Here is an 8,868-nt window from a genome sequence, read left to right as displayed (position 1 = left end):
ATACATTTCAATAATCAAAAGTACAGTATAGAACGCAGCTAAGGCAGCGATAGAACCCCATACATCACCTGTGCTTAAGCTTGATGCTGACAAGTGTGTAGGTAAAACCTCACCAATCGTCCAAGGCTGACGACCTACTTCAGCAACGTACCAACCTGTTTGAGCAGCAACCCATGGTAGAGGCAGAGCGAAAAGTGCAAATTTTAGTAGCCATGGTTTGTTCTCTGCATTGCGTTTTGCAACAGCAAAGGTTGCTAGGGCAAATAACAACAGCATTAAGAAACCAGACGCCACCATGGCACGGAATGCCCAGAATAAGCTTGGTACATGCGGAATTGTATCTTTTGCGGCAGCTTTAATTTGATCTTCAGATGCGTCTACAACATTTGGTGTATATTTTTTCAAAAGTAGACCGTAGCCTAAATCTTTTTGAGAATGTTCGAAGGCTGCTTGAAGTTCGGGTGATGTGTCACCTGCACGAAGCTTTTCTAGTTGAGAATATGCAACCATACCATTACGAATACGGACTTCATGCTGTGCGATTAAGTCTTTAATGCCTGTTACTTGTTTGTCCAACGAGCGTGTCGCAATAATGCCCATCACATATGGAATTTTCACGGCATAATCTGTGGTCATTGTTTCTTTATTTGGAATACCAAACAAAGTAATGGATGCAGGTGCAGGGTGTGTATCCCATTCCGCTTCAATGGCAGCAAGTTTAGTCTTTTGTACATCACCAATTTCATAGCCTGATTCATCACCGAGTAAAATGACAGATAAGGTTGATGCCAAGCCAAAGATGGCTGCAATAGCAAATGAACGACGGGCAAAAGGAACGTCTCGTTTTTTCAGTAAGTAATAACTGGAAATAGCGAGAACGAAAATCGAACCAGTTACATAACCTGCAGATACAGTATGTACAAATTTAACTTGAGCAACGGGGTTGAAAATGAGGGCACCAAAATCGACTAGTTCCATACGCATGGTTTCGTAGTTAAATTTAGAACCAACAGGGTTTTGCATCCAGCCGTTAGCAACCAAAATCCAGAGGGCTGACATATTGGAGCCAAGCGCAACCAACCATGTCACACCCAAATGCTGGACTTTGGAAAGACGATCCCAACCAAAGAAGAATAGGCCAATAAAAGTGGACTCTAAGAAGAAAGCCATCAGGCCTTCGATTGCCAATGGTGCGCCAAAAATGTCGCCTACATAATGTGAGTAGTACGCCCAGTTTGTACCAAACTGGAACTCCATTGTTAAACCTGTTGTTACCCCAAGTGCAAAGTTAATGCCGAAGAGTTTTCCCCAGAATTTGGTCATGTCTTTATAAATTTCTTTGCCAGAAATCACATAAGTGGTTTCCATAATGGCAAGAATAAAAGCCATACCAATAGTAAGTGGAACAAAAATAAAGTGATACATCGCGGTCATAGCGAACTGGAACCGCGAGAGATCGACCACGCTTTCAGAAATCATCAACGTGTCTCCTTGATTGGGGATGGATTGCCAGCAATACGCTCAGCAACTTGATTGTCAAAATTTTTAGGAATCGTTGGGGCGTCGAACCAGATGTTCTTAATGACCATTAAAATAATCACTTTAATGATTAAAATGGCAATAATCTCTCTGGTGACTTTTTGATTGAGATTTTTGGGGACTAAGCTCATTTCATAAAGCCTATTTTTTTAACTTGCTTTATATTATTAAACAAAAACATACAAAAAATAAATAGCCTTTAAACTTAAATAAAAAATATATTATTAATTTGTTTATATACAAATACTTAATGATTCTATGTGATGAAAAATAAACTAATATTTAAGCATTTTAAAGTTGACTAAAATACTTATATTTATATTTAAAAACCTGACTAAAATACTTGTATATATTTATTTTAAATCCGACTAAAACGCTTATATTTAAAAAAATGTCATTTTATCGAGAATTCGTCTTAAAATTATAAAATTGATAGGTCTTTTAAATCATTGAAGAATAGCTGGTCGAAGCGATAGCCCTTTTGCCTCGAAACTTTAGTGTAGCTTTGCTTTAGGCAGCAGCATTTTTGTAAGGTTGAGTGATACAAGGTTATATTTAAATATTGTTATTCTGTATTGATCTGAGAATATTACAATGATGGCGCAAGCAAAGCTGATACACTGAAAATGTGTAACAGACCAATAGTGGAGCTCAAGTGGATGTTTGAGAGCCGTATTTAGTTGCTGATCTCACCACTAAACAGTTGGTTAGATTTTGAAATTCTTTTGGCGATGTAATGTGATTTTTTTAGTCGAATCAGAATAATTTGCGACTGAAATTCGAGCTCGCCAAACTCAGGTTCAACTTGGACATAGTGTAATTGACCATACTCATCGCGCACACGTGCTTGAGCTGAAAAGCCAGGACGGGCATTGCCACTGGAAATAGTGGCAAGGCGACCCAATAAATTGGTTTGTCTTTTGATGGGTCTGGGTTTAATCACCTGATCTAAACAGTGAATCATAAAAACGGTGAAGAAGATTGCAATAATCAGGGCTGGAAGGATGAGGTAGTATGCGGAGGTAAAGGCTTGTTCCTTTGCATAAATACAAAATTGAAGGAAATAACCCGCGACACTGAAGTTCAGCAAAAGAAAAACCACAATCAGGGTTTTTGAAAATTTCACGTCTAATAATGGAGATTGTGTGAGCTTTTGTGGAGATAGTTTTTTGAGAAAGTGACTTGGGCGTGAATTAAAGAAATAGCCAAGGGTTTCCACCATGCTGAGTAAAAGCAAAGCCAATAAACTGAAATGAAAAATCATCAAATCAGGGTGGTGTAGCAGCTCATACATGGTGAAAGTCCAAATATATTATTCTTCTGTGAGGTAAATTCCACCATCAGAATGCACGGTAATCTGCACTTTTTCAAGTGCTTCACCTTGGCAAGGCCCCGAGATGCATTCACCTGTTTCAACTACAAATAATGCACCATGCGTTGAGCATTCAATAAATTCTTGGTCTCGATCTAAAAATTGATTTTCCAAAAACTCCAGTTCAACTTGGAGGTGAGGGCAGATATTTTGATAGGCAAAAAATGCACCGTCACGTTGGGTGATAAAAATTGTATCCCCATTGGGTGTCTCAAAGGAGCGTGCTTCACGTTCTGGGATGTCTTCCGTCATGCAGATTTTGTGCATTATGCGCATTCCTTTTGCAATTGTTGGAACAATTCAGTGTAATCCGCGATATCTAGGCGAGGACCAAATTGAGCGACCACTTCGCTTGAAATCAAAATAGCCAGTTGCGCTGCGGTATGTAAGCCTAAGCCTGCGTTCACAGCGTACAAGAAAGCACCTGCAAAGGCATCGCCAGCACCATTTGCATCGACAGCATCAACTTTACGGCCTGCGACACTAAATGTTTCTTGCGCATTTGAAATAAGAGCACCTTCAGCGGAAAGGGTAATGACCACGTGTTGACTGAACGTTTTGAGTTTTGCCAAAGCTGCCTCAACCGTTTCCGTTTCGGTGTACATCATGGCTTCTTGCTGGTTACAGAATAATAAGTCCACACCATCTGCAATCATTTCATCCAATCCATGACGTGCATATTGCACCATCGCTGGATCAGAGAGGGTTAATGCAATTTTAACACCATGTGCTTTGGCAATTTCACGCGCTTGTTTAACAGCTAAACGTGCGCTATCGCTGGTTGAAAGATAACCTTCGATATAGAGCCATTTCGCTGTTTTTAAAGGTTCAAAATCTATCTGTTGTTCAGTCAACTCAGCGGTAATACCCAAATAAGTGTGCATCGTCCGTTCAGAGTCTTCACTGACCAAAACCATACACGTGCCTGTGACGCCTTCGCTGATTGATTTCTCAGTGTTTTTAATCCCTGCTTCGTGCAAACCATTGAGATAAATTTTACCCAATTCATCATTACCTACACGACATGCATAAAACGCTGAACCACCTAAGGCACTAAAGGCAACGGTAGTATTTGCTGCTGAACCACCTGATGCTTGACCTTTATAGCTTTGTGTTTCTTTTAATTTTTTATACAGATCTGCTTGTGTTTCACCATCAGTTAACTGCATAGTGCCTTTTTGCAAATTTTGTTGAATAAGGAAGTCGTCAGAGACTTTAAATTCTTGGTCGATTAGTGCATTACCAATTGCAAAAAGATCAACAGTTGCCATGTGTTTTTCGTCACGTATTGAAATTAAAGCGACATTTTACACTAATGCTCATAATTGCTGTAGTTTGTTGAGTAAAATTCATTTTATTTACATGGCAAATGTAGTGAAATGGCTGTGGTTATATTCAAGGAAGTTTAGATGGAAATTTTAATTCAAGCGGCAGAACAATTACCTCCTCAAATGCAAGCTTTGGCGCAACTGGCAGCAAAAGAAGGATATGAACCGTTGACCCGCTTGATCGAAGAATATCAAAGTGGGAAAAATCGTTTTAATCAAAAGGGTGAAGTGCTGTTGTTGGCTTATGATCAAGATCAGCTTATTGCCTGTGGTGGATTAAACCAGCAATGGGGTGAAAACGAAATCGAGGCACGTATTGGTCGTGTACGTCGTTTCTATGTGCATCCTAAATATCGTAAAAGTGGTGTGGGGCGTCAACTATTGGCACATTTGGAAAAATATGCACGTCCGAATTTCTCTGCGTTGTGTTTAAACACAGCAGATTTATCTGCTGTAAGTTTTTATCAAAAGCAAAATTATGTTTTTGTCGAAAATCATCCGAACTATAATTATTTCAAATACCTGATTGGTTAATCAGTATAGCGAACATTGTTTTCATGAACAGCTGTATTGTCGCCGCTTGTGATACAGCTGAATGCTTCGATGAGAGCTAAAATTATAATGGGCTATTACACGGATTAGGTCTTATTTTAATCTGATATTAAGCCAATAAGCTGACAATGGGCATCTGTTGTTTATTGGGGTGTTAATAATGCCTATTGATGTGAATTCCTCCGCAAGTGTACAAGATGTACATCAGGTATTAATGAAAGTGCCACAAATCACGGCTCTTTTTTGGATAACTAAAATTTTTGCCACGACCTTTGGTGAAACGGCGGGTGATGCTGTTTCAATGTCGATGAACTTGGGTTATTTACTCAGTACTTTTATCTTTTCACTCGTTTTTATTGTTGCTGTATTTTTTCAAATCAGATCGAAGAGTTATCATCCATTTTTATATTGGTTCGCCATTATTGCCAGTACAACTGTGGGGACAACTTTAGCTGACTTTGTTGATCGCTCATTAGGCATTGGTTACGTGGGTGGGAGTGCATTATTATTAAGTTTGGTCGGGATTTCGCTTTTTATTTGGCATAAATCTGAAGGCAGTATTTCACCGCATGTGGTGAATCAGCCACGAGTTGAGCTTTTCTATTGGTTAACACTGACATTTTCCCAAACTTTAGGTACTGCTTTAGGTGATTGGTCTGCAGACACAGCAGGTTTAGGTTATAGCGGTGGGATTGCACTATTTAGTGGACTGATTTTATTTATTTTACTTTTGTATAAGTTGAGCCACATTTCGAGGACTTTTCTGTTTTGGTCCGCTTTTATTTTAACGCGTCCTTTAGGGGCGGTTGTTGGTGATTTCTTAGATAAACCTTTAAATTCTGGTGGTTTAGATTTGAGTCGTTTTGGCGCATCTGCAGTGTTACTGATCGCAATAGTGCTTTGTGTATGGTGGGCAAAAAAAACCGAAAAACTGGTTAATGATCCTGTCTAATCGTTGTTGATTCAGTATTTGCGGGTGGATTCAGTTGGGTATAGGTCCCATCAGTTCAACGCTTTTTAAAAGTTGACCAAGTTACTTGGAAAATTGTCAATGAATGAGTCTTGTTCTTGATTTTCAGGTTATACTTGAAACATTTAGAAAATGCTTTGAATTGAGGAGATCACATGACTGTAGATGTCACTGAAACCATTTCACAAACTGTACATCCTGCGTTTCAGTTGGTACGTCAACACCATGTTGAAGCTTTAGACATCTTAGTGTCTGAATATAAACATAAAATCACTGGGGCAGTGCATTATCACTTAGCCACCAATCACGATGAAAATGTATTTTTGGTTGCATTCCGTACTCAGCCTATGGATTCAAAAGGCGAAGCGCATATTTTAGAACATACTGCGCTTTGTGGTTCAGAAAAATTCCCTGTGCGTGATCCGTTCTTTTTAATGATTCGTCGTTCATTGAATACGTTTATGAACGCTTTTACAGCAGCGGATTGGACGGCTTATCCATTTGCGACGCAAAATAAAAAAGATTTCCAAAATTTATTGGAAGTGTATTTAGATGCGGCTTTTGCGGCTAATTTAAATCCGCTTGATTTTGCTCAAGAAGGTATTCGTATTGAGCTTGAAAATGGTGAACCTGTCTATAAGGGTGTGGTTTTCAACGAAATGAAAGGGGCGATGAGTTCACCTTCAGACCAGTTGTATCATCAGCTTGCACATCACTTATTTCCAGAAACGACCTATCATTACAATTCAGGTGGCGACCCGAAAGATATTCCAGACTTGACTTATCCTGAGTTGGTGGATTTCTACAAGTCGCATTATCACCCAAGCAACGCAGTTTTCATGACCTTTGGTAATGAGCCTGCCTATAATTTGCAGGAGCAATTTGAAACTTTGGCTTTGGCTAAATTTTCTAAAGGTGAAACGCTTTATTCTAAAGAAGAACGTCGTTTAACAGCACCCGTAGAAGTGACTGAAACCTATGCGGTAGATGCAGAAGATTTAAAAGATAAAACTTATCACATTATTTCGTGGTTATTGCCTAAAGCTAGCAATATAAAGCTTCGCTTAGGTATGCGATTGGTTGAAGGTGTGCTTTTAGAAGACTCAGCTTCACCACTGCGTCATTACCTTGAGACATGTGGTTATGCGCAGTCTACAGGCCCGATTATGGGTGTAGATGATTCGAACTACGAAATGACCTTCTACTGCGGTGTGCAGGGTTCAAACCCTGAACATGCGGCAGAGTTTAAAGCAGGTGTCTTTAAAATCTTAGAAGATGTGGCTGCAAAACCTGTCGATCAAAACATGGTCGATGCGATTTTACATCAGATTGAATTGCATCAACGTGAAATCAATGGCGACGGTATGCCTTATGGTCTAAGCCTGATTTTAAATGGTTTGGGTAGTGCGATCCACCACAGCGACCCAGTCACTGTTTGGGATGTAGACTCAGCTATTGCTGCGGTGAAAGAAGAATTAAAAGACCCGATGTGGTTATCCAATCTCATCAAGACGCATCTCATTGATAACTCACACCGTGTACAAATGACTTTGGTGCCAGATGCCAATAAATCTGCGGTGGAAGCCGCAGATGAGAAAGCACGTTTAGCTGCAATTGGTGCGCAACTTACAGAAACTCAAAAAGCAGAAATTGAAGCACAGACTGAGGCATTGAAAGTCCGTCAGGATACACCAGATGACTTAAATTTATTGCCAAAGGTGGGCTTGGAAGATGTGCCAGCTGAATTGCAAATTGTACAAGGTCAATTGCGGGAGATTATCTCTAATCGTACTGATTACCCGCTCAATCTCTATCATGCAGGCACGAACGGTATTTACTACAACCAAGTGCTGATTCAGATTCCACAAGATGTGGTGCAGTCGCCATACTTTAACTTACTGTCTATTTTGATGGGTGAAGTGGGGGCAGGTCAGTACGATTATCTTGAGCTACAACAACTGCAAACTGCTGTAAGTGGTGGTTTAGGAATGGGTGCGTCGTTACGTTCTCACGTGAATGATAAAAACCAAATCAGTGCGTGGCTCACGCTGACTACAAAATCGCTAGTGAGTAGTTTAGAAAGTATTAACTTGTTGAAATTGGCGTTTGAGCAGTTACGTTTCGATGAAAAAGACCGCATTATTGAACTCTTGCAACAACGTAAAACACGTTGGGCATCACGTCTTTCAGGCTCGGGTCATAGTTATGCTATGCAAATTGCAGGGCGTAACCACAGTGCTTTAGCTAATCGTGATTATCACAACACGGGTTTAGGTGCATTAAACTGGTTGGGTGAGTTGATTAGCCGTATTGAAAAAGATGAAGTTGCTTATGAAGATTTCATTCATGAATTAAAAGCCATTCATTTAAAACTTTTACAAGCACCGAAACAATTTTTGTTGGTGTGTGAAGAACACCAATCTGAGCGCTTGCTAGAAGAAGTTCAAAATGTCTGGGACAAACTAGAGGTTTCTGAGCAAGTTGTGAGTCTTAAAGCTGTGGAGCAGGAAAACACAGATACAGATGAAGCATGGTTAATTCAGGCCAATGTTCAATTCTGTTCATCGGCTTACCCAGCAGTTGAAGTTTCACATCCAGATGCAGCAGCACTGATGGTTCTTGCTGCTTACTTACGCAATGGATTCTTACACAGTGCGATTCGTGAAAAAGGCGGTGCGTATGGTGGCGGTGCAAGCTATGATGGCAATGCATGCTCATTCCGCTTCTATAGTTATCGTGATCCACGTTTAGCGGAAACTTTCAGTGACTTTGAAGGGAGTGTGCAATGGTTACTCAATACTGAGCAAAAACCACATCAACTTGAAGAAGCGATTTTGGGTTTAATTGCAAGTATGGATAAGCCAGGTTCGCCAGCGGGTGAAGTCATTACTGCATGTTATGCACTATTACATGCCCGTACTCCAGCCTTCCGCAAGCAGTTGCGTAGCCGTCTTCTAGCAGTGAATTTTGAAGATTTAAAGCGTGTTGCGGTACAATATTTGCTTGAACAAAAACCAACGAAAGCAGTGGTTGCACCTATTGCGAAGCGTGATACCTTGATTGAGCTAGGTTTCAGTATTCAACAAGTTCAGTAAAATAATAAGAGG

8 protein-coding genes are annotated in these 8,868 nt (G+C 40.1%); 3 read left to right on the top strand and 5 right to left on the bottom strand.

Annotated elements, in window-relative coordinates; genetic code table 11:
* The 5 genes from B4F08_RS03230 to B4F08_RS03210 all read right to left on the bottom strand — a co-directional run.
* Positions 1 to 1,479 (bottom strand): cytochrome ubiquinol oxidase subunit I (locus tag B4F08_RS03230; protein ID WP_291373114.1); only part of this gene is annotated, 1,479 nt, incomplete at its 3' end.
* Positions 1,479 to 1,670, bottom strand: a complete 192-nt coding sequence (gene cydP, locus B4F08_RS03225) for a cytochrome oxidase putative small subunit CydP (RefSeq protein ID WP_086207570.1) — start codon at positions 1,668 to 1,670, stop codon at positions 1,479 to 1,481. The genes cydP and B4F08_RS03230, both read right to left, overlap by 1 nt.
* Before the next feature lie 545 nt (positions 1,671 to 2,215).
* Positions 2,216 to 2,833: an OB-fold-containig protein gene (locus B4F08_RS03220; RefSeq protein ID WP_086207569.1), complete on the bottom strand. Its 618-nt coding sequence runs from the start codon at positions 2,831 to 2,833 to the stop codon at positions 2,216 to 2,218.
* 18 nt (positions 2,834 to 2,851) lie between these two features.
* Complete coding sequence (locus B4F08_RS03215; RefSeq protein ID WP_171264395.1) at positions 2,852 to 3,163, bottom strand: Rieske (2Fe-2S) protein; 312 nt, start codon at positions 3,161 to 3,163, stop codon at positions 2,852 to 2,854.
* Positions 3,164 to 3,177: 14 nt separating this feature from the next.
* Positions 3,178 to 4,182 (bottom strand): adenosine kinase, encoded by a 1,005-nt coding sequence (locus tag B4F08_RS03210; RefSeq protein WP_291373112.1) that lies wholly within the window; start codon positions 4,180 to 4,182, stop codon positions 3,178 to 3,180.
* Between the two features lie 138 nt (positions 4,183 to 4,320).
* On the opposite strand from B4F08_RS03210, the gene B4F08_RS03205 reads away from it, so the two are divergent.
* The 3 genes from B4F08_RS03205 to B4F08_RS03195 all read left to right on the top strand — a co-directional run bounded on the left by B4F08_RS03205 (position 4,321) and on the right by B4F08_RS03195 (position 8,856).
* Complete coding sequence (locus B4F08_RS03205) at positions 4,321 to 4,773, top strand: GNAT family N-acetyltransferase (RefSeq protein ID WP_086207566.1); 453 nt, start codon at positions 4,321 to 4,323, stop codon at positions 4,771 to 4,773.
* A 178-nt stretch (positions 4,774 to 4,951) separates the two neighbouring features.
* Complete coding sequence (locus B4F08_RS03200) at positions 4,952 to 5,743, top strand: hypothetical protein (RefSeq protein WP_291373109.1); 792 nt, start codon at positions 4,952 to 4,954, stop codon at positions 5,741 to 5,743.
* 173 nt (positions 5,744 to 5,916) lie between these two features.
* Positions 5,917 to 8,856 (top strand): insulinase family protein, encoded by a 2,940-nt coding sequence (locus B4F08_RS03195; RefSeq protein ID WP_291373107.1) that lies wholly within the window; start codon positions 5,917 to 5,919, stop codon positions 8,854 to 8,856.
* The last annotated feature ends 12 nt before the right edge of the window (positions 8,857 to 8,868 follow it).

Origin of the sequence: Acinetobacter sp. UBA6720 (genome assembly GCF_002454215.1) — a bacterium.
Lineage (GTDB): Bacteria > Pseudomonadota > Gammaproteobacteria > Pseudomonadales > Moraxellaceae > Acinetobacter.
Note: the sequence above shows the minus strand (reverse complement) of the source record. Positions and strands in the feature narration are given on the sequence as shown.

Coding starts and splice junctions, on each gene's coding strand:
- B4F08_RS03220 (WP_086207569.1), bottom strand. CDS start 2,833: ATGTATGAGCTGCTACACCACCCTGATTTGATGATTTTTCATTTCAGT.
- B4F08_RS03210 (WP_291373112.1), bottom strand. CDS start 4,182: ATGGCAACTGTTGATCTTTTTGCAATTGGTAATGCACTAATCGACCAA.
- B4F08_RS03195 (WP_291373107.1), top strand. CDS start 5,917: ATGACTGTAGATGTCACTGAAACCATTTCACAAACTGTACATCCTGCG.
- cydP (WP_086207570.1), bottom strand. CDS start 1,670: ATGAGCTTAGTCCCCAAAAATCTCAATCAAAAAGTCACCAGAGAGATT.
- B4F08_RS03205 (WP_086207566.1), top strand. CDS start 4,321: ATGGAAATTTTAATTCAAGCGGCAGAACAATTACCTCCTCAAATGCAA.
- B4F08_RS03215 (WP_171264395.1), bottom strand. CDS start 3,163: ATGACGGAAGACATCCCAGAACGTGAAGCACGCTCCTTTGAGACACCC.
- B4F08_RS03200 (WP_291373109.1), top strand. CDS start 4,952: ATGCCTATTGATGTGAATTCCTCCGCAAGTGTACAAGATGTACATCAG.